The following is a 22,922-nucleotide window of genomic DNA, read 5'->3' as shown; positions in this document are numbered from 1 at the left end:
CTCTAGTTATTTCCGTTTTCTTCAGTCTCTCCGTCTTTGTTTTCATTTTCGTTAGACTGAGTATCATTTTTCAATTGTTCTTTTAATGCTTTTATAGAGTCTTTTCTTCTCTTTTGAGCGGCTAATAATTTAGCTCTTCTTTCTTCAAATTCTTTTTTCTTAGCAGCTCTTATTGAATCTCTAGCTGCTTTTCTTTCGGCTAATAATCGATCTCTTTCCGATTGTTTTTTTGCATTAGCCTTTTCTCTATCGGTTACTTCTTTTTCTTGTTCAGCATTTCTTTTTTCAGCTCTTTCAAGCGCTTTCTTTTCTTTTCTGCTATTAACTTGTTTTCTTTTGGAAGCTCGATTGATCCTTAATAATATTTGATCACTGATGTCATGTCTATCAGCTGAATAAAGCATCACGAGATCTGCTGACTTGTCAAAGATGAAATCATATTTTTTATTTTTAGCTACTTCCTGTACTGCAACGAAAACTTGATCTTGTACCGGTTGAACTAATCTCTTTTTTTGGATAAACAAATCTCCATTAGGTCCAAATCTTTTTTGCTGATATTCAAGAATCTCTTTTTCTTTAAAGAAAATGTCTTCTTCTCTTTCTTCGATCAATTCTTTTGTAAGCAAAACACGTTCATTGTTGAGATCTTTTCTCATTTGTTCAACCTCTTTTAATTCAGCCTCTATCTCTACTTTCCATTTTTGAACTTTTTTCTCTAAATCTGCGGAAGCCTCATTATATTCTGGTACATTTTCTAGGATATAATCCATATCAATGTAACCAATTCTAATACCTTTTTGAGCTTCAGCTGTATTGGAGAAAGATGCCCAAAGAATAGCTGCTAATACTAAAAGAACTCTTGTTTTCATGATTCTGTGTTGTTTATAGAAATAATCGTGCCAAAATTAAAATTGTTGTCCAATGATAAAGTGAGTTTCCCATCCATTATTTCCTGTCGTACCCGGAATTGGGTCAAAACCATACCCAAAATCAATACCCAGCAGTCCAAAGGCTGGCATAAAGATACGTAAACCTGCTCCAGCAGAACGATTTAATTGAAAAGGATTGAATCCTCTAAAGCTATCATAAGAAGCTCCTCCTTCTAAAAACGCTAGCATATATATAGATGCCGATGGTTTTAGAGTTATTGGATAACGAAGTTCTAACGAATATTTATTATAAATTGTTGCCCCATCTTCAACAAAATCTGGATCATTTGCTCTACTTAGTGGAATTATTGACTGATTTGGGTATCCTCTAAGGGCTACAACTTCTCTTCCATCAAGTGCAGTGGCTCCTAATCCATCTCCTCCTACAAAAAATCTTTCGAATGGAATATTTCCTCTATTGTTATTATAGGCACCTAGAAAACCATATTCTCCTCTTGTACGTAAAACTAATGGTTGTTTACCGATTTTCGTAAGAGTAGTGTACCAAGTAGCATCAAATTTAAGTTTGTAATATTCTAACCAATCAAAACGTTCTTGGTCTATTTCTCCTATTTCAGTACTTATTTCTCCAATTCTATCATTAGTAGGATCCGTGTTTACTAAGTCCTCTTGTTCTGCTAATAAGTTTGCTCGTTGATCAGCTAAAGCTCCATAGTCTGTACCATCCCATAACGAGTATGGTAAAGATAACTTTGCAACCAAGTTGAATTCTGATCCAGAAGTTGGGAAAATCGGATTTACTGCAGTATTATTTCTATTAATACCAATGGTATATGCAAGGTTGTTGGATGATCCATTACCAAAGGTAAATAATCGAGTATTATAGTTCTTAAGATTATAATGCTGTATGCTTATTGCCTGAGATAATGTGAAGTAATTATCTGGCCAGTTTAATCTTTTAGCAATTCCTATAGAACCACCAGTAATTAAGAACTTACTGTCTCTATCTACGTCACGTGTTCTATTGTTAAATAAAAATTGAATGGTATGCGAGAATGATGTAGAAAGCTGGAACGGTCTTTTTCCGCCCAACCAAGGTTCTACAAACGAAAGACTATAGGTTTGAAAGAATTGACTTGCTTGTGCACGAATTCTTAAGGTTTGTCCATCTCCCATTGGAAGTGGGCTGTAAGCTTCTTTTTTGAAAATATTTCGAATGGAGAAGTTACTAAAAGCTAAACCAAGCGTTCCAACGAAACCACCGCYTCCAAAACCTCCTTGTAGTTCTATCTGACTTGCACCTTTTTCTACTACTGGATAATTGATATCAATGGTTCCTGCTTGTGGATCAGCATTCTTGAATTGAGGTTCTAATTGTTCTGGATCGAAAAATCCTAACTGACCTATTTCTCTCACTGTTCTTACTACAAGATCTTTACTATATATTTGACCAGGTTGGGTTCTTAGAATTCTATAAACCACATGATCATTTGTTTTATCATTTCCAGATACAGTAATGTGATCAAATCGTACCAACTTTCCTTCACGAATTCTTATTTCAAAATCTATGGTATCATTTTTTACATCAGTCTCTACAGCATCTATTGTAGAAAATAAATATCCGTTATTTTGATATAGATTTGTTAGGTCATTCGCATCAGGCTTGGTATTATCAGCAATTTGCTTTTCTAATAAAACACCGTTGTATACATCACCTTTTTTAATAACCAATTGTCGTGCTAATTGGTTGTCAGAGTAAACGCTATTACCTAAAAAGTTAATATCTCCAAAATAATATTTGTTTCCTTCTTCAATAGAAAGGTTAAGAGAAACACTGTTATCATCTTCAACGATTAAGGAATCAGATGTAATTCTTGCATCTCTATATCCTTTTTCTTTGTATTTACTAATGATACTTTCTTTATCTTCTTGATAATCGTTTTTGATATACTTCGAACGTTTCCAGAATCTCCAGAATTTTTTCTGTTTAGTGTTTTTCATGGCGGATCTTACCTTACCATCAGAAAACTGTTCATTCCCGTTAATTCTGATTTTATCAACTTTTACACGGTCACCTTTATCAATACGCACCAACATATTGACCTTATTTGTAGGAACTGTATCTTTTACGGGAGTAGTGTTGATAATAACTTTGGTATTCAAAAAACCATCTTTACGATACTTGTTCGTAATAAAATTTCGAGTAGTGGTAATAAGGTTTTCGGTAACTTTAGTTCCGGGATTAAGACTGTTATCTTTTATTAAATCTTCGGCTTTCCGTTTTCTTACACCTTCGATTCTTGCTTGACTTAGCTCAGGAACTTCTTGAATGTTTATTTCAAGATATGCTTTGTCTCCTTCCACTTTAGTGATATAAAAGTTGATATCACTAAATAATTCTAGATCCCATAGCTTCTTAATTATTTGGCTAATTCGATCCCCAGGCAAAGCAATACGTTGACCGTTTTTAAGCCCTGTAAAAGTTATAATTGTATTTTCATTGTAGGTAGATATCCCAGTTACTTTGATATCCGCAATAATATATTCTTTTCCAGAAGTGCCAGGTAAATTTTGCGCCGAAAGTAATACTGTATTTAATAAAAATGCAAGGAATGCAAAATACGTAATAGGTAATTTTTTTGTCATCTCTTTAACTAAGCTGCTCACTAGTTTTTCCAAATCTTCTTTCTCTTTGTTGATAATTTAAAATGGCCTCAAATAAATCTGCTTTTTTAAAATCAGGCCATAATATTTCAGTAAAATATAATTCTGCATACGCAATCTGCCATAACAAAAAATTACTAATACGTTGTTCTCCACTAGTACGTATTAATAAGTCTACATCAGGCAGGTTGTTGGTATACAAATGCTCATTAATGACTGCTTCATTTATAAGATGTGGCGAAAGTACATTATTTTTAACTTTATTACTTATTTCTTGAATAGTTTTTATAAGCTCCTCACGACTGCCATAACTAAGTGCTAATGAAAGGGTCATATGCGTGTTATCCTTAGTTTTTTCAATAACTTCCAGCAATTCCTTTCTTGCTTTTTCTGGTAGTGCTTGAAGGTTTCCGATAGCGTTTAATCGAATATTATTTTTTTGAAGAGTTTTAATTTCTTTTTTGAGAGAATTGACTAAAAGTCTCATTAAAGTCTCAACTTCTAACTTAGGTCTGTTCCAGTTTTCTGTAGAAAAAGCATATAACGTAAGGTATTTTATGCCAATTTCTGCTGATGCTTCTACAGCTTCTCTAACAGCTTTAGTACCATTTTCATGACCAACGGCTCTAAAGAATCCTTTCTTTTTTGCCCACCTTCCGTTGCCATCCATAATAATGGCAAGGTGTTCCGGAATGTTAGAATTTAGTTGTTCTTTATTAATCATTTTTTTAAAATGCACAATAACATGGAATTCGACCCCATGTATAAGATAATGTTATCCCAGTAAATACATACCAGTCATTATTGTTTAAATTTCCAAATCCAGTTCCAAATGCACTGTCTGGATCACTTCCGTCCAAATTATCAGTGAATGTATATCTTGCACCAATTTCAGCACCCAAAACCCAATGTCTTCCGATGGTTTTTTTAATACCAACAACCATTGGTATGGCTACACTCCATTTTTCACTATATGAGCTAATTTGATTACCATTATTTGGATCTACCGCTTTAGCACTATAATTAAAACCGGTTAAACCTGTATAAAGGTATGGGGTAAATTGTGGCTGTCCATCATACAAATACCATTCCCAGAAATTATATTCTAATCCTAAAGATAATTCTTTTACAGAGTTGTTAAAACTAAAACCTCTTTGAACTCTTCTATCATCTCCATTTAAATCATTTGATTTAAGGTTAGCGTATAGAAAAGAAGCTCTAAAAGCATGTCGCTTACTTCTATTCCACTTTCCAATGGCACCAATTGCCAAAGCATTTGGCGATATATAGTAGGTAGATCCTACATCTCCAATATAGTTAGAGCCACCAACCATTAATCCAACCTCATAGGTTTGGGAGTTCATAAATTGCCCAAAAAACAAAATTAATACAAAGGATGCTAAGTATCTCATAGATTTTCAAAAGTTTGCAAATATAACAATTAACTTTACTACACAAGAATTTGAGTAAAATAGTATGGTTTAAAAAACACTTTTTAGCAGTTTTTATTGTTTAATTACGCTTATCTTCACCCCAAAGCATCTTTTTTCTTAGGGTTTTTAAGAAACTATCTCCCTCCAAAACTACCATGTTAATTTTAAAAGGAGCTTTTTTAATCACCACGGTGGTTTCATTGGGTAAGGTGTGTACTCGTGAATCTAGAGATACTAAATATGAATCTTCTCTTCCGGAAACTTGCAACTTAATTTCCTTGCTATCCGGAATGACTAGTGGTCTTGCATTCAGGTTATGAGGAGCGATAGGTGTTAATACCATACTTTCCGCATCAGGCATCATAACAGGTCCTCCACAACTTAATGAATAACCTGTAGAACCCGTTGGTGAAGATACAATCAATCCATCTGCCCAGTATGAAGTGAGAAATTCTTCGTTAAGACTAGTATGCACAGTGATCATCGATGTGGAATTTCTTCGACTTACAGCAATTTCGTTCATTGCAAAATTGAGAACACCAAATTCATTAGAAGGTGGTGCTGTATCAATAGTTACAATTGTTCTAGGAGAAATGTAATACTTTTTGTCTAAAATAAGATCGATAGTGTCTTTGATTTCTTCTTTTTGAATGGTTGCTAAAAAACCTAAACGACCTGTATTAATTCCAGCTATAGGAATCCCTAGGTCTCTTACATAAGTAATGGTTCTTAAGATTGTTCCATCTCCTCCAATACTAAAAAAGAGATCATAAGAGTGATCTAGCTCTTCAAAAGTGCTAAAATGAGAGTAGCTCTTATCGATATCTTCATGAAGTTCTATGAGTTCAAGAAAGTTCTTTTCTATAACTACTTCGATATTATTTTTGTCCAGTGCTTCTAACAACTGCTGAATATATACTCCAGAATTTTCATGATAGAACTGGCCGTAAATACCTATCTTCATTATGACTTCGGTTATTTTGTATTAATTATAAATTAGGGTAAGCTAGATATTTAGATACTTTTCTAAATACTGAGATCTTTCCTTTAAGTTGTTTAAAAACGAATCTTCATGATGTTTGGATACAATATTATAACTATATCTTCTAAAAGTCTGTACGATATTGTTGATGTCGCTATCATTTACTTTTAAAGTAATTTGAGCTACATCATTTTCCATATTCGATATAAAGAGTCCAAGTAACTTAGCATTATTTGATTCTACAATTTGTGAGACTTCACTAAAAGAATAATCTAAGACTCCTTTTTCTACAATTAGAATATTACCAGGCTCACTAAGAAAAGGCGTTTCATTGAAGAGATTCATGATATCTCTTAGTTCAAAATACCCTTGATAATTATTAGAATCATCTAAAACAGGCATTATGTTCGAATGATTTTGTGCAAAAGACTCTAATATATCTAACCAATTGGCATCGTCCCTCACAAAAAAACCTTCCATTGCATATAAATAAGATTCCAGGTTTTTTTCAGTTTCAAAGCATCTAACATCGGCTTCGGCAATACACCCAATATAGGTTTTGCCATTCAAAACTGGAAAATGTGTATACGTAAGTTCGTTAAATAAAAGCTGTGCCTCCCCAACTTTTGCCGAGGTGGTAAGCGGCTCTATTTCGTTTATAATGTATAAGCTTGTCTTCATAATTCCCGGGGCTTTTTATGCAAATTAATCAAAAATATGTAACCGAGGCTCTATCAAGTTCGTATTTTTGTTATTTATTAAAAGTTATATCAAAAACTATGACAAAGTTAAGTGTAAATATCAACAAAATTGCAACTTTACGTAATTCGAGAGGTGGAAATACTCCTGATCTGTTAAAAGTAGCTTCAGATATTCAAAAATTTGGAGGAGAAGGGATTACTATCCATCCAAGACCTGATGAAAGACATATTAAATATAAAGATGCATATGATTTAAAAAGTATTGTACACACTGAATATAATATAGAAGGAAATCCAATACCTAATTTTATAGAATTAGTTCAAGCTGTTAAACCAACGCAGGTTACTTTGGTTCCAGATGCAGTGGATGCTATTACTAGTGATGCGGGTTGGGATACGATAACACATAAAAGCTTTTTGAAAGAGGTAATTTCGGAGTTTGCAAGCAATGGCATTAGAACTTCAATTTTTGTGGATCCAATCGAAAAAATGATAGAGGGTGCTAAAGATACCGGAGCGGATCGCATTGAATTATACACAGAAACTTTTGCTTCCGAATATGTAAAAGGCAATACAGCATCTATTAAACCTTATGCCGAGTGCGCACAACTTGCAATCGATCTAGGAATAGGAGTAAACGCAGGTCATGATCTTTCGCTAGATAATATTCAGTTTTTTAAGGAAAATATTCCGGGATTGCTAGAGGTGTCCATAGGACATGCACTTATTAGTGAATCCATATATCTTGGTTTGGAAAATGTGGTGAATATGTATTTACACAGACTTAAATAGTTTTGATTATGAAATTACACGCAAATGTTTTTGGAGAAGGAACCCCTATTATTGTTCTGCATGGTTTCTTAGGTATGGGGGACAATTGGAAAACGCTGGCTAAGAAGATTTCGGAGCAAGGATATCAAATGCATCTAGTAGATCAAAGGAATCATGGTAGAAGCCCACATAGCGATGATTTCAATTATGGACTATTAGCTTCAGATGTATACAATTATTGTAAGGATAATAATCTTGTAAAAATTATTCTACTTGGTCATTCAATGGGTGGTAAAACAGCTATGTTTTTTGCAATGAACTATCCAGAAATGATAGATAAATTAATAATTGTTGATATTGGGCCAAAATATTATCCTCTTCACCATCAAGATATTTTGGATGGGCTAGGTGCTTTGGATTTTGAGATTTTAAAAGGCAGATCAGAAGTGGATCAATCTTTAAGTGATTATGTAAAAGATCCAGGAGTCCGGATGTTTTTGATGAAGAACTTATTCTGGAAAGAAAAAGGAAAATTAGGTTTACGGATGAACTTGGATAGTTTGATAGCAAATTCTTCTGAAATAGGAGTAGAGCTTCCTGAAGATTTTGTGTATGAAGGAAATACACTCTTCATGAAAGGTGATAAATCAAATTATATTCTAGAAGAAGATGAGAAATCAATTTTGATGCAATTTCCAAATGCTGAAATTAGGGAAATTTCCAATTCTGGACATTGGCTGCATGCAGAAAATCCAGCTGAGTTTTTTTCAGTTTTGTTGGAATTTCTTAAAAAATGAAGAAAAAATGTTATGTATGCATAATATTTTAATGATTTAGTTGGATAATTGGTATTTTCTGCTAAATTTGAAGCTTGATTTTTACAAAATTCTAATAAAAACAAAAACAATTTTAATTTATTATGAAAAAACTACTATTATTAGTTCTATTCGCCACAGTGACTTTTGTCACCTATGCCGGTGGATATAGAGTTAGTGTGCAAGGACAGAGAGCAATGGCTATGGGGCACACGGGTGTGGCTGTGGTAAATAGTGCAGAGCTAGTATTCTTTAATCCAGCGGGTCTGGTATATCTGGAAAATAAATTGAATGTAAGTGCCGGAGCAAGTGGTATTTTTACAGATGTAATTTATCAAAATTCTGACCTTGGAATTTCTTCTGAAACCGATAGTTCTGTAGGTACTCCTCTTAACTTGTATGGTTCTTATAAAGTTAATGATTGGTTAGCTCTTGGTCTTGGAGTATATACTCCTTATGGTAGTGAAGTGACTTGGCCTACAGATTGGGCTGGTTCACATTTAGTAAATAATATAGAATTAGCAGCAATATACATCCAGCCTGTTGTTTCCATCAAATTATCAGACCAATTTAGTATTGGTGGTGGACCTATTTTTGTAACGGGTTCTGTTAACTTTAATAGAAACTTGAATAGAACATTGACTGATATTGATGGAAATCGTTCAAATATTACAGTCGATGATTCTGGAGTTACTAATTGGGGATGGAGTGTTAGTGCTATGTTTAATCCTACTGAAAACTTTAGACTAGGATTTAGTTACCGAAGCGAAATTATATTAGAAGCTGAAGGAGGAGAAGCGACTTTTGCTAATTTCCCAAATTCTCCTTTAACACCGGCTAATCAAACTACTACCTTTGATGCTGAATTACCGTTGCCAGCGGAGTTAACACTAGGACTTTCATACCAATTTCATGAAAAGTGGTTGTTTGCATTTGATTATAACAGACAATTCTGGGATGTGTATGAATCTCTAGATATTCAATTCGGAARTGGTACTACTTCTATCAATCCTCGAAATTATAAGAATTCTTCTGTATACCGTTTTGGTTTACAATATGATGCTACTTCTAAAATATCGCTTAGAGCTGGTTATTATTTTGATGAATCTCCCGTGCAACCTGGATTTTTTGCACCAGAGACACCACGTAATGATTCCCATGGATTTTCAGGTGGTTTAAGCTTTGCAATTACTCCAAAATTGGCAATCGATGCTTCTTTCTTCTATCTAAGATTCGAAGAAGTTGATGCTTCTTATGATTTTGCTGTGGATCCAGCAACAGGAGCTGTTACCTCTTTTGGAGGGACTTATAAATCAAGCGCATTTGCGCCAGGACTTGGTTTAACTTATAAATTATAATTTGAAGATGAAAAACAATATAAAATATTTAGCAGTTCTGGCATTAGGCTTAGTGGCATGTGAGCCAGAATTTGATAATCCAATTGATGAAGCAGGAGTATATACTAGTGGTGAGGCAGATTTTTCTAACTATGTTGCTTTAGGGAATTCTCTAACAGCTGGTTTTGCAGATAATGCCTTGTATATTACAGGACAAGAAAATTCTTATCCTAATATTTTATCCCAACAGTTTGAATTAGCTGGAGGTGGAGATTTTACACAACCTCTTATGGCGGATAATGCTGGTGGAGCTTTATTGGGTGGTACGCAGATTTTAGGTAATCGTTTGGTTTTGGCTGTTGATGCTGATGGTAATCCTGGACCAGCTACCTATACTGGGGCTATGCCAACGACTGAGATTTCTAATAATCTAGGAGGTTCTTTTAATAATATGGGAGTTCCTGGAGCGAAAAGTTATCATTTAGCAGCACCTGGATATGGAAATGTTGCTGGCGTAGCAGCAGGTTTAGCAAATCCTTACTTTGCAAGATTTGCTTCTGCAGCTGAAGCAACAGTAATTGGAGATGCAGTGGCTCAAAACCCAACGTTCTTCAGTTTGTGGATAGGAAATAATGATATTCTTAGTTATGCAACTTCAGGTGGAGTTGGTGAAGATCATAATATTACAGGTAATATCGATCCTTCAACTTATGGAAGTACTGATATTACAAATAGTAACACTTTTGCATCAGTTTACAGTAATCTAGTGGCAGCACTTACAGCAAATGGAGCTAAAGGTGTATTATTAAACTTGCCAAGTGTTACATCGCTACCTTTCTTTACAACGGTACCAACAAATGCAGTGCCTTTAGATGCTCCTACGGCTAATGTTTTAAATACTCAGTTCGCTGCTTATAATAATTTAGTACTTCCTGGATTAGTTCAGGCAAGTGTTATTACTGCTGCAGAAGCAGCACAAAGACAAATTAATTTTGTGGCAGGTCAAAATTTTGTAACTATTGTAGACGAAGATTTAACAGATGTTACTGCAATAATCCAAGGGCCTCCATTTAACTTAGACCCTCAAACAGCTGGGCTTTTAGGGCAGTTGAGACAAGCTACTTCTTCAGATCTGATTCCATTAACTTCTTTAGGGAATATAGGTGTTGATCTAACAGGAGACGGAACGTTAATTACTGGTGTTTCTGTACCTTTAGGTGATGCAGATGTGTTAACAGTAGCTGAGCAAACGGCAGTAGCAAATGCGCAAGCAGCTTTTAATACAACTATCGGTCAGTTAGCATTTGCCAATGATTTAGCATTTGTAGATGTTAAATCACTTTTACAACAAGCAGCGAATGGAGGAATTCCATTTGATGCAGGATTAGTAACTTCAGATTTTGTAACAGGTGGAGGATTTTCACTGGATGGGGTGCATCCTTCTCCAAGAGCACATGCTATTGTAACTAATGCAGTTCTAGAAGCTATAGAAAGTAAGTATGGTGCAACATTGCCTTCTGTAAATCCTGGTGATTATGGAACGGTAACATTTAGTAACGAAGTAAACTAAGATTTTTTAGATACTATTTAAAAAACCTGCTATTATTTGAATAGCAGGTTTTTTTATTGCTTTGTTTTTAGTAATTTCAAGACTACCTAAACCAATTTATAATGAAATTCTTAATTAAAATGATTCTCAGTGCCATTGCAGTGTTAGTATTGGCTGAGATTCTACCAGGAGTTAGTGTGGATAGTTATATAAGCGCACTTATTGTAGCAGTGCTTTTGGCTATTTTGAATGCTGTAGTTAAACCTTTATTAGTGATATTAACGTTGCCAGTTACTATTATTACTTTAGGATTGTTTTTGTTGGTTATCAATGCCGCAATTATTTTGATTGCAGATCATTTTGTATCCGGTTTTGGAGTAAACGGATGGTTATGGGCATTAATTTTTAGTATTTTATTATCGGTGTTTCAATCTATATTATACTCTATTTTGAAGAAAGATAAAAGCTAACTGTTTTTCAGTGAGTTAAAACTTTGTTGAGTTGTAAAAAAGTATTACTTTTGCAACCCGATTTTTAGTACAAAAAAGTAGAGATAATGAATATTTCAAAAGAGCAATTAGACGATTTAAATGCTGTAGTAACAGTAGATATTGCAAAAGAAGATTACAGTGATAAGGTAGATACTATTCTTAAGGATTATCGCAAAAACGCTAATATTCCTGGTTTTAGAAAAGGTCATGTGCCAATGGGATTGGTTAAAAAGCAATATGGAAAAGCAGTTTTAGTGGATGAAGTAAATAAACTGTTACAAGAGGCTCTTAATAAGTATTTAACTGAAGAGAAATTAGATGTTCTTGGAAATCCATTACCAAAGGAACAGGAAAATTTTGATTGGGATGCTGATAACTATTCTTTTGAATTCGAACTTGGTTTAGCACCAAAGTTTGAGATTAAATTGAATGGTAAAAAAGCTATTACACATTATAAGATTGTAGCTAGTGATGAGATGATTGATAATCAGATCAAAACTATACAGAAGCAATATGGTAAATTAGTAGCTAAAGAAAGTGCTGAAAAGGATGATTTGATCAGTGGTTCTTTTGTTAACGAAGAAAAAGAGATAGATAATCAAACTACTATTTCTTTAGATAAAATAAAAGGTAAAAGAAATTTAGATAAATTTATTGGAGCTAAGGTTGGAGATGTACTTACATTGAAAACAAAAGGATTGTTCTCTGAAGAACGTGATCTGATAAGTGCTTTAAAAATTAGCGAAGAAGATGCTGATGGTTTAGAGATCGAAGTAACTTTTACGATCTCTGAAATCAATACGCAGGAATTAGCTGATTTAGATCAGGAATTGTTTGATAAGTTGTACGGAAAAGATGCAGTAAAGACTGTTACTGAGCTTAAAGAAAAAATCAAACAGGATGCAGATCGTCAATTTGTACAACAATCTGATCAGCAGTTGCTTAATGATGTTACTGAAAGTGTTTTAGAAAATACTAAGTTTGATTTACCAGCTGAGTTTTTGCAGAAATGGATTCAAGCTACTGGAGAGAAGCCATTAACTGAGGATGAAGCTAAAGATGAATACGAAAAAAGTGAAAAAGGATTGCGTTTTCAGTTGATCGAAGGTAAAATTATTAGTGATAATAATTTACAAGTGACTTTTGAAGAGTTGAAAGATTTTTCAAAGGATCTAATCAAAGGTCAAATGGCACAGTTTGGACAAATGTCCCCTGAAGATAAGGAGTTAGAAGAGATTGCTGCTAGAATTTTATCTAATCAAGATGAGGTAAAAAGAATTTCTGAACAACTAATGAGTCAGAAATTACTTGGTTATTACAAAGAGAATGTTAAATTAAAGGAAAAAGAAGTGAGTTTTGATGATTTTGTAAAAGAAGTTTACAAATAATCAACACAAACTTATAAGGAATTTATACTTATATTTAGGGCGTTAAACCAAGGTTTGGTTAACGCCTTTTTTTATAAAAATAAAATTTCAGAAGAAGAACATATGAACTACGGAAAAGAATTCGAAAAATACGCTACACAGCATCATGGTATCAATAGTAACTACTATGATAAAATTATTAGTAGTATGTATCCAGTAGGAATGACACCAAATATTATCGAAGAGCGACAGATGAACGTTGCTATTTTTGATGTATTCTCTCGTCTTATGATGGATCGTATTATCTTTTTAGGTACTGGTATTAATGATCAGGTAGCCAATATTATACAAGCACAATTATTATTTTTAGAAAGTGTGGATTCTTCAAAAGATATACAGATCTATATAAACTCTCCAGGTGGTAGTGTTTATGCTGGCCTTGGAATTTACGATACCATGCAGTTTATAAAGCCAGATGTTGCTACTATATGTACAGGTATGGCTGCATCAATGGGTGCGGTATTATTATGTGCTGGAGAAAAAGGGAAGCGTTCAGGATTACCACATAGTAGAGTTATGATTCATCAACCTCTTGGTGGAGCGCAAGGACAAGCAAGCGATATTGAAATTACTGCGAGAGAAATCTTAACCTTAAAAGAAGAATTGTATCAAATTATCGCAAAGCATTCTGGGCAAACCTATGATAAAGTGTATGAAGATAGTGATAGAGATTATTGGATGAAGGCAGATAAAGCTTTAGAATATGGGATGATTGATGAAATATTAACAAGAGAATAATTTTAGTAAAGTAATAATAGCAAATAGTAAATTTGCGCCCCCTAGAATGTCTGTTTTTGTAAAAAAAAATAGACTAATTTTTGAAATAGATAATTATGCCGAAAGAAGAATTAGAATGCTCGTTTTGTGGAAGAAAAAAATCGGAAACTAATCTGCTTATAGCAGGTTTAGATGCTCATATTTGTGATCGTTGTATTGTTCAGGCGCACGGAATTGTTGTTGAAGAAGCGAGAGATGAAGAAACGGGAGAGTTAAGCTCTGAATTGATGCTTCGTAAGCCTATGGCAATCAAGAAATTCTTGGACGAATATGTAATCGGTCAGGAGTTTACGAAGAAAGTAATGTCTGTAGCCGTTTATAACCATTATAAGCGACTTTTACAACCGAGTACAGATGATGATATCGAAATTCAAAAGAGTAATATCATTATGGTTGGTCAGACTGGTACTGGTAAGACATTGATTGCAAAAACTATTGCTAAAATGCTTAATGTGCCCTTAGCTATTGTTGATGCTACAGTACTTACTGAAGCTGGATATGTTGGTGAAGATGTGGAGAGTATTTTGACACGTCTTTTGCAAGCTGCGGACTATAATTTGGAAAAGGCGCAAAGAGGTATTGTATTTATTGATGAGATTGATAAAATAGCTCGAAAAAGCGATAACCCAAGTATTACCAGAGATGTTTCTGGAGAAGGAGTGCAACAGGCTTTATTAAAATTATTAGAAGGAACTATAGTTAATGTACCTCCTAAAGGAGGACGAAAGCATCCTGACCAAAAATTTATTGAAGTTAATACTGAGAATATTCTTTTTATTGCTGGAGGAGCTTTTGATGGAATTGAAAGTTCTATTCAGAAAAGACTTAATATGCAAGCAATGGGCTTTAGTGCTTCTAAAACAGAAGATACTATTGAAAAAGATAACTTATTGCAATATATCATACCAAAAGACTTGAAGGATTTTGGGTTGATTCCTGAGATAATTGGTCGTCTTCCAGTTCTTTCGCATATGAATCCGCTAGATAATCATACATTAAGAGCAATTTTAACAGAGCCAAAAAATGCAATTATAAAGCAGTATAAGAAGTTGTTCGAGATGGATAATATCGAATTTACGATTACACCTGGAGCTTTGGATTATATTGTAGAAAGAGCAGTAGAGTATAAGCTAGGAGCGAGAGGACTACGTTCTTTATGTGAAGCTATACTTACAGATGCTATGTATGAATTGCCAGAGAGTGAAGAAACTGAATTAAGAGTTACTAAAGATTATGCTGAGAAAAAGCTTAATAAAGCAACAATAAATAAGTTAAAAGCAGTTTCGTAATCGAAGAACCTATATATAAGTAAAAAGCTCATTAGTATTTTCTAATGAGCTTTTTATTTTAGAGTTAATGGTTAAAAAAGCATATTGCGAATGCCTTCTTTAGTTGTACAGAAGTTTTATTCGTCTTTTTCTGAATATAATACTTCATCCCTTTTCTTCGAGATTATTTCTTCTGTGTTTTTGATAACAAGGTCAGTGCTATTCTTGAGATCAATATTAAAACCATTATTAGAAATCAATACTTCATAAAAAGCTGTTTTAGAAGTTTCGCTATAACAAACTTTTGCTTCATTGATTAATCGGTTGCTAGTATTACTTTGTAAATTTTTAGTGTTTTTTGATACAACTTCAGCTGAAGAATTGTTTTGTTTTTCATGAATGGAATTTGAAGTTGTTTCCTGAGCATAAATTGCTCCAAAGAAACAAATAAAAACAACGCTTAGTATAAACTTTTTCATATTTTGGGACATTTAGAAGTTGTAACTATCTGGTAACAAATTTAATATGAAAAAGACCCTCAAGAAAGTTATTTTTAAACTTTTAGATAAATCGTTTTTTTTAATCGATGAAATACTCATTTTTTGAGTAAAAAAAGAAATTCTTACGTAATAGATTTACGGTTTTACCGTAAAATTTAAATTTTAAACTGGGGGGATTTATTGTTTTTTCGACAAGATTTTTCTTATAAAAAAAGTTATAACGTATATGATTTTATCTTATTTAACTCCAGTAATTCATCCATATATTTTCTAGAATTGGAAAGTCTAGGTATTTTATGTTGACCTCCTAATTTTCCATTCTTTTTAAGCCAATCATAAAAGAGATGAGGTCTTGCTTTATTAATTCGCAATATATTTAATGTAGTATTGTTATATCGTTTGGCTTCATAGTCGCTATTGATATTTTGCAAATTTTGATCTAACAAATTAGTGAATAGTTCAAGGTCTTCAGGATGCTTGTTAAATTCTATAATCCATTCATGGGCTCCTTTTTCCTTGTCTTTCATAAAAATTGGCGCTACGGTATAATCAACGATTTCACAATTGGTTTCTTTAGTTGTCTTACGTAATGCCTCTTCTGCGTTTTCTATAATCAACTCTTCACCAAAAACATTGATATGGTGTTTGGTCCTTCCTGAAACTTTGATTCGGTACGGATTTGTAGAAGTAAATCTTACAGTATCACCTATTTTGTATCTCCATAAACCTGCGTTTGTAGTAATAATAACAGCATAATTTATACCAATTTCAACTTCACTTAACGGAATTACTTTTTGATCATTGGTACCATAGGTGTCCATTGGGATGAATTCATAGAAAATTCCATAATCAAGCATTAATAATAACTCAGAAGAGTCATTTTGATCTTGAATGGCGAAAAAGCCTTCAGAAGCATTATAAATCTCATAATATCTAAAAGAATCACGAGGAAATATTTTTTTATACTGATCCCGATAAGGTTCAAAACTTACACCTCCATGAAAGTATACTTCTATATTATTCCAGATCTGAAATAAATTTTCATTACCTGTTGTTTCCAATACTTGATTTAATAGAACAAGCATCCAAGAGGGCACACCTGCTAAACTAGTAACGTTTTCTTGTATTGTCTCATTAACTATGGCGATCATTTTGGTTTCCCAGTCACTCATTAAAGAAACCTCATTGCTAGGCGTAGAGCTATATTCGGCCCAAAAAGGCATATTGTCTATAATAATAGCAGATAAATCGCCAAATGAAGTGCCATTTTCTTTATATAACTCTTTGCTTCCTCCTAAACGAAGGCTCTTCCCTGTAAATAACTTTGAATTCTCATTATTATTTAGATACATACACAACAGGTCTTTTCCAGCTGCATAATGACAATCTTCCAATGATTCTTGGCTTACAGGAATAAATTTGCTTTTAGCATTAGTGGTTCCGCTAGATTTTGCAAACCATTTGATAGGAGTAGGCCAGAAAATATTGTGTTCTCCAAGTCTACTTCGTTCAATCATTTCTTCATAATCTTCATAGGATCTAATCGGTATACGTTCTTTGAACGTTTCATAATTATGAATAGAGGAGAAGTCGTAACGTTTTCCAAATTCGGTATTTCTTGCCGTTTCAAGTAAAACGTGCAACAATTCCAATTGTACTTCATTTGGATATTTCAAAAAAAGCTCCATCTGGTGAAAACGCTTTTTCAGAAACCAGCTAGCTATAGAATTGACTAAAGGGATTGGCATTTTTTGATGTATCTTTGAGCTTTAATTAATATAAAATGATTGTGTAATTACTTTTCGTTGGAAACTAAAATAATAAAAATAATTACATTTTTTTTATAGATTTAACTTTATAACTAAACTTTTCATGCAATATCAAGGTGTTCTTACGAAGATGCAAACGGAGATTGGAGACCCAATTCAGTACTATTTGGTGTTTGATTCTGATTTTATACACGTGAATCAACTACTAAATAAAACCCTTACCATAAAATTTGTAGGATATCAGTGTTTAGCATGTGGAGAAAACATTAAAATTTATCGACAAGGGTATTGTTACGAACATTTTTATAGTCAACCTCAAGTCGGTGATTGGGTAATGCGACCTGAGTTAAGTAAAGCGCATTTAGGAATAGAGGATAGGGATTTGGATTTTGAAAAGAAAGTACAATTACAACCTCATATTGTTTATTTAGCGAATTCCAGTAATGTAAAAGTAGGAGTCACTCGTAAATCACAAGTTCCAACCAGATGGATAGATCAAGGAGCTCATGAAGCTATTGAAATAGTAGAAGTACCAAACAGATATCTTGCAGGTATAACAGAAGTAGCATTAAAAGAGCATATAGCAGATAAAACCAATTGGAGGAAAATGCTTAAAAATGAGATTGAAGATGAAAATTTAGTTGAGTATAGAGAAAGATTAAAGCACTATATTCCTGATGAGGCGAAGGAATATTTTATTGAGAATAATACTGAAACTGAACTAACTTTTCCTGTATTAGAATACCCAAATAAACTGAAAAGTTTAAATCTAGAAAAAACACCAGAATATACTGGTGTTTTAAAAGGTATTAAAGGTCAATATCTAATATTCGAAGATAATACTGTTTTTAATGTTAGAAATAATGAAGGCTATGTCGTTCAATTAACAATGTCTAACTAAAAAGTCTTATTTCAATAATTCTTGCCCATATTTTTCGCATTGAGTAATGGTTTCTTTAATATGATCTAAAGTAGTTCTTGGATTAATCAAACACATTCTTAAAACAACTTGCCCTAAGAGGACAGTAGTGACTAATAGGGCTTCTCTAGATTGCATCATTTTTTCAGAAATTTGCTGATTAATTACATCAATTTCTTTTTCAGAAAGATTCTTTTCTATAGGATTATATCTAAAGTTGATTACAGCAAGTGTTGCAGGTGAAACTACCTCCCATTTAGAGCTTTTACGCAAAATGGCTTCTGTTTTTTCTGCTAATTCAATATTATATTGAATCGCTTTTTTAAATGAGTCTAAACCAAATGTTTTTAGCGACATGTAAAATTTTAATGCTCTGAAACGACGCGTTAGTTGAATTCCATGATCATAAAAGTTGATTTCCGATTGGTTTCCTTCTACATCTCTTAAATATTCGGGTTTTTCTCTAAACGTACCGCTTAGCCAATTATGATTTTTAACCAACAGGCAGCCCATCTCATAAGGCTGGAAAAACCATTTGTGGGGATCAACGGTTAAAGAATCTGCTTTTTCAATACCTTTTAGAAGTTTTTTTCCATTATTTGCTAATATCGCTGCGCCACCGTAAGCTCCATCAATATGAAACCATAGTTTTTCGTCTTTACAAATTTTGGCAATTTCATTTAATGGATCTACCGTACCAGTATTAGTAGTTCCGGCAGACGCAATAATACAGAAAGGTTCTAAGCCTTGAAGACGATCTTTGGCGATAGCGTTTTTTAATTTGTTTAATGAAATTTTAAACTCTAAATCTGTAGGTATGATTCTTATTTGACTCTTCTTAAAACCGATTACTTTAATTGCTTTTATATTTGAAGAATGAGCTTGATCCGATAAATAAATTACGGCTTTAGAGAAATCATCTCCACATTTTATTCTTCTTGCAGTTACTAATGCTGTTAAATTAGCCATGGATCCACCACTGGTGAAGATTCCTCCACCTCTTTTTTTTCCAAAACCAAAGATTTCAAGTAACCAATTCATGGTAAGGATTTCTAATTCTGCTGCGCCAGGAGATGCAGCCCAACCACCAGAAAAAATATTAAATCCGGTAGCTATGGTATCTGCCATTGTACTTATGTAATTACTTGGTCCTGGCACAAAAGAAAATGATTTTGGATGGGTAACAATAGTACTCTGAGGTATTACTTGTTCCATTACAAAATTAAGTACATCTTGAGGTTTTGAAGATGTATGCGGAATGTTTTCAGTAAGTAAATGATCCATCTCCTCTCTGGAGGCAATTGCAACGGGTTTTTTAGAATTTTGATTCTCAAAATGTTCTACAATATGATCTATAATAGTATAACCATATTGTTTCATATCTTCTTTAGATAATTGCAACTTAGCATTGAGATCCTTTTCTTTCATATTTATTTTTTATAGAAATCAATTGCAAAGGTATTAGGTTTTTAATTGTTCGTACTAGTAAATTTGGTTATAAAAAAAGTATTTAAACTAATCTTTTATTAAGAAACGACTAATTTTAATCCTTGAACCAATGAAATAACAATTAATGCAATTCCTATAATGCGAAATAACTTGGATTTGGAATCTCCAGATTTATTTGCCATTCGATTTCCCCATCTACTGTATAAATATAATGTGCTGATTTTACCTAGATATATTCCAAAAAAGAATAAAAATAGCGCAGCTAATGAGGTTTGTAAAGAAAGTTCAAAGAAATGTTTGTTAACAAGTGAAATTGCAATAATCCAGTAAAGAATTACAGGTGGATTTAAAAATGCTAGTGAAAAACCGGTAAGAAACTTCGATTTTCCTAACTTAATTTTAGTTTGTTTTTTAGAAGGACGACTATCTTTTTTATATATCAGAAAATAAAGCCCAATAGTTAGAAATGCAATAATCGTAATCATCTGGATCCATTGGTTTTTTTCAAAAAAACCAGTCAATTCCATGCTACAGTGAAGTGCAAAAAGAGCTAGCAATACTTCTGCAATACCTGCTGCTAATGCAATACGAAATGCTTTTTGGGTGTTTTCTTTGATGGTGGTATTAATAACTGCAATATTAACCGCTCCAAGTGGAAGTGCACCAATTGTAGAAATCAAAATTCCGAGAATAAGATAGAAAGTAATCATGTCTCGTTAGTAGTAAATTCTATTTCACCCTTACATATAAGTCCTTGTAATTTTCCAGACTTTCTTCCCATAAGGAGACTTATCATAAGAGACCTTTTGGAAAATATAATAGTTTTAAAGACTTCTAGTAACTCCTATTCGCATTTTTTTGATTATATCTTCAAAATATAATATAGTTAAGATAATTTTTTCTGTATCTGCATAAGGAACAAGTTCTTCTACAGAGGTTTGGAATGCAGTAATGGCTTCTTGAGAAGCTTCTGTGCTTTTTTTGAGAGATTTTATATGATTAGAATCTTCTTTGATTCCTAAATCTGAAAGCCGTACATCAGGTTCGTTTGTTAAAGATAGAAAAGGGAGAACTGTTACGATCTCCTTTATTCTATCTTGGTAAAGCTTAATGAGTTGTCCTTTCTTTAGATTTTCTAGATCACTAATAGTATGAAATCTAGTGATTTGATCTTTCTTGTTAAAAAAAATGGCTTCATCTTTTTTCTGGCCATAAGAATATTGAATGAATAGAAAAAAGATAAAGCCTATTAGAAATTGTGATTTTAGCATAATTTAAATGATCGTATTTGTTCAGTTATCAGGTTTGGGGCTGATTAAGGGCTCAAAAAAAGGGTATTTTATTAAAGTGGTAAATATTTTATTGCATTACCATATAATTATTCATTGCTTTCTTAAGTTGAAATCTTGGAATTGTTTTACTTGTTGGATCTTCAAACAGTTTATCAACACTTACAAAATCTTTTGTAAATCTGTTATATTTAAGGATATTTAAAACTCCGGTGTTTGGTCTATAACTAACTTCTACACCTTCTCCGTGAATATTAAAGAAGCTGTTATCCATTTTGAAAGCTCTTTCAAGAACTGCTAAAGAGGTATAAGATTCATCAAATTTTACCACATTAGAAAATCCAGATATTTTAGAATTATGTAAATATATCATTGCAGAATTCGTAGCGGAAATTGCTGAAGAAGTATGGATATAGTTAGTATTATCAGATAAATTTACAAATGTTGAGTTGGTAATGGTAACATCTGTAATAGCACTTGGCTTTAAGAAACCTTGCTCTTTATTATATCCATCTATTTCTAGAGCGTAAGATCCTTTAGGACTATTGATATAAGGATGACGTATTGCCATAAAATGATCTAAATCACCTTTAAAACCTTCTGAAATTTGAAAATCATCATCTTCGGCTTTATACGAAAGTATGTTTGTGATATTACTTTTTCCACCAGCGAAACTATAAGAATCTTGAGCAGAATAACTCACCATAATATGATCTATTATCGTAGCCGCTCCAATGCCAAATAAAGATAAACCATTGATACTTTCAGTACCGTGATTCTTATTACCAGGAAATTCAATACGAACGTATCTCATTACTGCGGTTTGTTCATCTTCTTTGTTGCCACCATAAACAGTGTATTGTGGATTAAATTTTCCTTTAATTAATGAATTTCCAGATACTGAATTGACTTTACCAGAACCGGCAATGATAATTCCACCCCAGTCACCACTAGCTCTTGACTTAGAAGCCTTATTGGAAGTAAATACAATTGGATATGCTTCAGATCCCACAGCTATTAATTTGGCACCTTTCGYAATGATAAGATTAGCTGGGTTTTCATGATCTCCTCTAATTATTGTTCCTTCTTGAATCGTTAGGATGGCGTTTGCAGTAACATATACATCTCCAGATAAAAGATATACAGAATCATTACTTAAATAAGTGTCTTCCGTGATTATGTTTGGAATAATTTCATCTGCTTCTGGGTATTCTGTTGAATTCGGTGTGAAGTTAGCCCAACTTTTTATCCATTTACTATCGTTGGTATTAAAATCTTGAGCGTTTGAATTGAAAGATAAAAAACAAAATAACGTAGACGTAATTAGGGCGCATCTTAGTTTCATAAAAGCTTATTTTGGGGTTATCGATTTAGAAGAAATTTCTTTCTTCTTTTTTAGCGATACTAAAGTAATACACTTTTGCTAAAGTCGGTTACGTGTTTACCGTAATATTTGTACGTTCGTCGTCAAAATGTATTTATTTATGAAAATATTAAGAGTAAATTTCCTACTTTTATTAAAAAAATGACACTGATTATCAGTTATTTATGTTTTGTTTACTTTTTTTTGCAAAAATATAAACAAAACTGTTTTTATTTAGATTTTTTTTATTTACGATATATCGATAATTATTTAAAAAACTGATAATCAGGTTTTTGTGATATTTTTAAATTTTAGGGAGTTTTACAATTTTCCCGTATTTATAAGAGTGTTTTATTTTAAATATGAGATAAAAAAGTTTTGTAAAATAAAATTTATCGTATTTTTTTGTTTTTAATCGATAGTTTTATTGCTTTATATATTTCCGTCCTTACCTAGTCTCATTTTTTTGATCATTTCTTCAAAATATAATATAGACCAGATAATTTTATCAGTATCTGAGTAAGGAAC

Annotated in this window: 21 protein-coding genes; 9 read left to right on the top strand and 12 right to left on the bottom strand. The window is 32.8% G+C overall.

Annotated features, from left to right (window positions below; all coding sequences use genetic code 11):
* Positions 1–2 precede the first annotated feature (2 nt).
* The 6 genes from GBO31_RS03885 to GBO31_RS03860 all read right to left on the bottom strand — a co-directional run bounded on the left by GBO31_RS03885 (position 3) and on the right by GBO31_RS03860 (position 6,650).
* Positions 3–869: an OmpH family outer membrane protein gene (locus GBO31_RS03885; RefSeq protein WP_219007007.1), complete on the bottom strand. Its 867-nt coding sequence runs from the start codon at positions 867–869 to the stop codon at positions 3–5.
* 36 nt (positions 870–905) lie between these two features.
* Entirely contained in the window at positions 906–3,536 is a 2,631-nt protein-coding gene (locus GBO31_RS03880) for a BamA/OMP85 family outer membrane protein (protein WP_219007006.1), read from the bottom strand.
* A gap of 4 nt (positions 3,537–3,540) precedes the next feature.
* Positions 3,541–4,278, bottom strand: a complete 738-nt coding sequence (locus GBO31_RS03875; protein WP_219007005.1) for an isoprenyl transferase — start codon at positions 4,276–4,278, stop codon at positions 3,541–3,543.
* A gap of 4 nt (positions 4,279–4,282) precedes the next feature.
* Positions 4,283–4,966, bottom strand: coding sequence for a DUF6089 family protein (locus tag GBO31_RS03870; protein WP_219007004.1), 684 nt, complete (start codon positions 4,964–4,966; stop codon positions 4,283–4,285).
* Positions 4,967–5,066: 100 nt separating this feature from the next.
* Positions 5,067–5,951 carry an NAD kinase gene (locus tag GBO31_RS03865; protein WP_219007003.1) on the bottom strand — a complete coding sequence of 295 codons (885 nt, stop codon included), beginning with the start codon at positions 5,949–5,951 and terminating at the stop codon, positions 5,067–5,069.
* A 42-nt stretch (positions 5,952–5,993) separates the two neighbouring features.
* A complete protein-coding gene (locus tag GBO31_RS03860) occupies positions 5,994–6,650 on the bottom strand; it encodes a CBS domain-containing protein (protein WP_219007002.1) in 657 nt (218 codons plus the stop codon).
* 98 nt (positions 6,651–6,748) lie between these two features.
* On the opposite strand from GBO31_RS03860, the gene GBO31_RS03855 reads away from it, so the two are divergent.
* The 8 genes from GBO31_RS03855 to clpX all read left to right on the top strand — a co-directional run bounded on the left by GBO31_RS03855 (position 6,749) and on the right by clpX (position 15,126).
* The gene (locus GBO31_RS03855; RefSeq protein WP_219007001.1) at positions 6,749–7,462 is read left to right on the top strand and encodes a pyridoxine 5'-phosphate synthase; all 714 of its coding nucleotides are present in this window, start codon (positions 6,749–6,751) and stop codon (positions 7,460–7,462) included.
* Positions 7,463–7,470: 8 nt separating this feature from the next.
* Entirely contained in the window at positions 7,471–8,238 is a 768-nt protein-coding gene (locus tag GBO31_RS03850; protein ID WP_219007000.1) for an alpha/beta fold hydrolase, read from the top strand.
* 122 nt (positions 8,239–8,360) lie between these two features.
* A complete protein-coding gene (locus GBO31_RS03845) occupies positions 8,361–9,614 on the top strand; it encodes an OmpP1/FadL family transporter (RefSeq protein WP_219006999.1) in 1,254 nt (417 codons plus the stop codon).
* 7 nt (positions 9,615–9,621) lie between these two features.
* Positions 9,622–11,163: a G-D-S-L family lipolytic protein gene (locus GBO31_RS03840; RefSeq protein WP_219006998.1), complete on the top strand. Its 1,542-nt coding sequence runs from the start codon at positions 9,622–9,624 to the stop codon at positions 11,161–11,163.
* A gap of 101 nt (positions 11,164–11,264) precedes the next feature.
* Positions 11,265–11,612, top strand: a complete 348-nt coding sequence (locus tag GBO31_RS03835; protein ID WP_219006997.1) for a phage holin family protein — start codon at positions 11,265–11,267, stop codon at positions 11,610–11,612.
* A gap of 86 nt (positions 11,613–11,698) precedes the next feature.
* Complete coding sequence (gene tig, locus GBO31_RS03830; RefSeq protein ID WP_219006996.1) at positions 11,699–13,021, top strand: trigger factor; 1,323 nt, start codon at positions 11,699–11,701, stop codon at positions 13,019–13,021.
* 102 nt (positions 13,022–13,123) lie between these two features.
* Positions 13,124–13,798, top strand: a complete 675-nt coding sequence (clpP, locus tag GBO31_RS03825) for an ATP-dependent Clp endopeptidase proteolytic subunit ClpP (RefSeq protein WP_219006995.1) — start codon at positions 13,124–13,126, stop codon at positions 13,796–13,798.
* A gap of 95 nt (positions 13,799–13,893) precedes the next feature.
* On the top strand, positions 13,894–15,126 hold the full coding sequence (gene clpX, locus GBO31_RS03820; protein WP_219006994.1) for an ATP-dependent Clp protease ATP-binding subunit ClpX: 1,233 nt from the start codon (positions 13,894–13,896) through the stop codon (positions 15,124–15,126).
* A gap of 116 nt (positions 15,127–15,242) precedes the next feature.
* On the opposite strand, the gene GBO31_RS03815 is transcribed toward clpX, so the two are convergent.
* Positions 15,243–15,584 (bottom strand): hypothetical protein, encoded by a 342-nt coding sequence (locus tag GBO31_RS03815; protein ID WP_219006993.1) that lies wholly within the window; start codon positions 15,582–15,584, stop codon positions 15,243–15,245.
* 236 nt (positions 15,585–15,820) lie between these two features.
* Positions 15,821–17,353 (bottom strand): GH3 auxin-responsive promoter family protein, encoded by a 1,533-nt coding sequence (locus tag GBO31_RS03810; protein ID WP_219006992.1) that lies wholly within the window; start codon positions 17,351–17,353, stop codon positions 15,821–15,823.
* Between the two features lie 124 nt (positions 17,354–17,477).
* Here GBO31_RS03810 and GBO31_RS03805 point away from each other — a divergent pair, with 124 nt between their 5' ends.
* Complete coding sequence (locus tag GBO31_RS03805) at positions 17,478–18,275, top strand: DUF2797 domain-containing protein (protein ID WP_219006991.1); 798 nt, start codon at positions 17,478–17,480, stop codon at positions 18,273–18,275.
* Between the two features lie 6 nt (positions 18,276–18,281).
* Here GBO31_RS03805 and GBO31_RS03800 read toward each other — a convergent pair whose 3' ends face one another.
* The 4 genes from GBO31_RS03800 to GBO31_RS03785 form a co-directional block, all read right to left on the bottom strand.
* Positions 18,282–19,721, bottom strand: a complete 1,440-nt coding sequence (locus tag GBO31_RS03800; protein ID WP_219006990.1) for a pyridoxal phosphate-dependent decarboxylase family protein — start codon at positions 19,719–19,721, stop codon at positions 18,282–18,284.
* A gap of 98 nt (positions 19,722–19,819) precedes the next feature.
* A complete protein-coding gene (locus GBO31_RS03795; RefSeq protein ID WP_219006989.1) occupies positions 19,820–20,452 on the bottom strand; it encodes a LysE family transporter in 633 nt (210 codons plus the stop codon).
* A gap of 114 nt (positions 20,453–20,566) precedes the next feature.
* Positions 20,567–21,013 carry a hypothetical protein gene (locus GBO31_RS03790; protein WP_219006988.1) on the bottom strand — a complete coding sequence of 149 codons (447 nt, stop codon included), beginning with the start codon at positions 21,011–21,013 and terminating at the stop codon, positions 20,567–20,569.
* Between the two features lie 88 nt (positions 21,014–21,101).
* On the bottom strand, positions 21,102–22,376 hold the full coding sequence (locus GBO31_RS03785) for a hypothetical protein (protein ID WP_219006987.1): 1,275 nt from the start codon (positions 22,374–22,376) through the stop codon (positions 21,102–21,104).
* Between the last annotated feature and the right edge of the window lie 546 nt (positions 22,377–22,922).

The organism is Aquimarina litoralis (genome assembly GCF_019295435.1).
GTDB classification, from domain to species: Bacteria; Bacteroidota; Bacteroidia; order Flavobacteriales; family Flavobacteriaceae; genus Aquimarina; species Aquimarina litoralis_A.
The sequence above is the reverse complement of the archived record's forward strand: the minus strand, read 5'-3'. Positions and strand labels throughout refer to the sequence as shown.

Excerpts from the sequence above, each read along its gene's own strand:
- GBO31_RS03885 (WP_219007007.1), bottom strand. The coding sequence starts at position 869 with ATGAAAACAAGAGTTCTTTTAGTATTAGCAGCTATTCTTTGGGCATCT.
- GBO31_RS03875 (WP_219007005.1), bottom strand. The coding sequence starts at position 4,278 with ATGATTAATAAAGAACAACTAAATTCTAACATTCCGGAACACCTTGCC.
- GBO31_RS03870 (WP_219007004.1), bottom strand. The coding sequence starts at position 4,966 with ATGAGATACTTAGCATCCTTTGTATTAATTTTGTTTTTTGGGCAATTT.
- GBO31_RS03865 (WP_219007003.1), bottom strand. The coding sequence starts at position 5,951 with ATGAAGATAGGTATTTACGGCCAGTTCTATCATGAAAATTCTGGAGTA.
- GBO31_RS03860 (WP_219007002.1), bottom strand. The coding sequence starts at position 6,650 with ATGAAGACAAGCTTATACATTATAAACGAAATAGAGCCGCTTACCACC.
- GBO31_RS03855 (WP_219007001.1), top strand. The coding sequence starts at position 6,749 with ATGACAAAGTTAAGTGTAAATATCAACAAAATTGCAACTTTACGTAAT.
- GBO31_RS03850 (WP_219007000.1), top strand. The coding sequence starts at position 7,471 with ATGAAATTACACGCAAATGTTTTTGGAGAAGGAACCCCTATTATTGTT.
- GBO31_RS03840 (WP_219006998.1), top strand. The coding sequence starts at position 9,622 with ATGAAAAACAATATAAAATATTTAGCAGTTCTGGCATTAGGCTTAGTG.
- GBO31_RS03835 (WP_219006997.1), top strand. The coding sequence starts at position 11,265 with ATGAAATTCTTAATTAAAATGATTCTCAGTGCCATTGCAGTGTTAGTA.
- tig (WP_219006996.1), top strand. The coding sequence starts at position 11,699 with ATGAATATTTCAAAAGAGCAATTAGACGATTTAAATGCTGTAGTAACA.
- clpP (WP_219006995.1), top strand. The coding sequence starts at position 13,124 with ATGAACTACGGAAAAGAATTCGAAAAATACGCTACACAGCATCATGGT.
- clpX (WP_219006994.1), top strand. The coding sequence starts at position 13,894 with ATGCCGAAAGAAGAATTAGAATGCTCGTTTTGTGGAAGAAAAAAATCG.
- GBO31_RS03815 (WP_219006993.1), bottom strand. The coding sequence starts at position 15,584 with ATGAAAAAGTTTATACTAAGCGTTGTTTTTATTTGTTTCTTTGGAGCA.
- GBO31_RS03810 (WP_219006992.1), bottom strand. The coding sequence starts at position 17,353 with ATGCCAATCCCTTTAGTCAATTCTATAGCTAGCTGGTTTCTGAAAAAG.
- GBO31_RS03805 (WP_219006991.1), top strand. The coding sequence starts at position 17,478 with ATGCAATATCAAGGTGTTCTTACGAAGATGCAAACGGAGATTGGAGAC.
- GBO31_RS03800 (WP_219006990.1), bottom strand. The coding sequence starts at position 19,721 with ATGAAAGAAAAGGATCTCAATGCTAAGTTGCAATTATCTAAAGAAGAT.
- GBO31_RS03795 (WP_219006989.1), bottom strand. The coding sequence starts at position 20,452 with ATGATTACTTTCTATCTTATTCTCGGAATTTTGATTTCTACAATTGGT.
- GBO31_RS03790 (WP_219006988.1), bottom strand. The coding sequence starts at position 21,013 with ATGCTAAAATCACAATTTCTAATAGGCTTTATCTTTTTTCTATTCATT.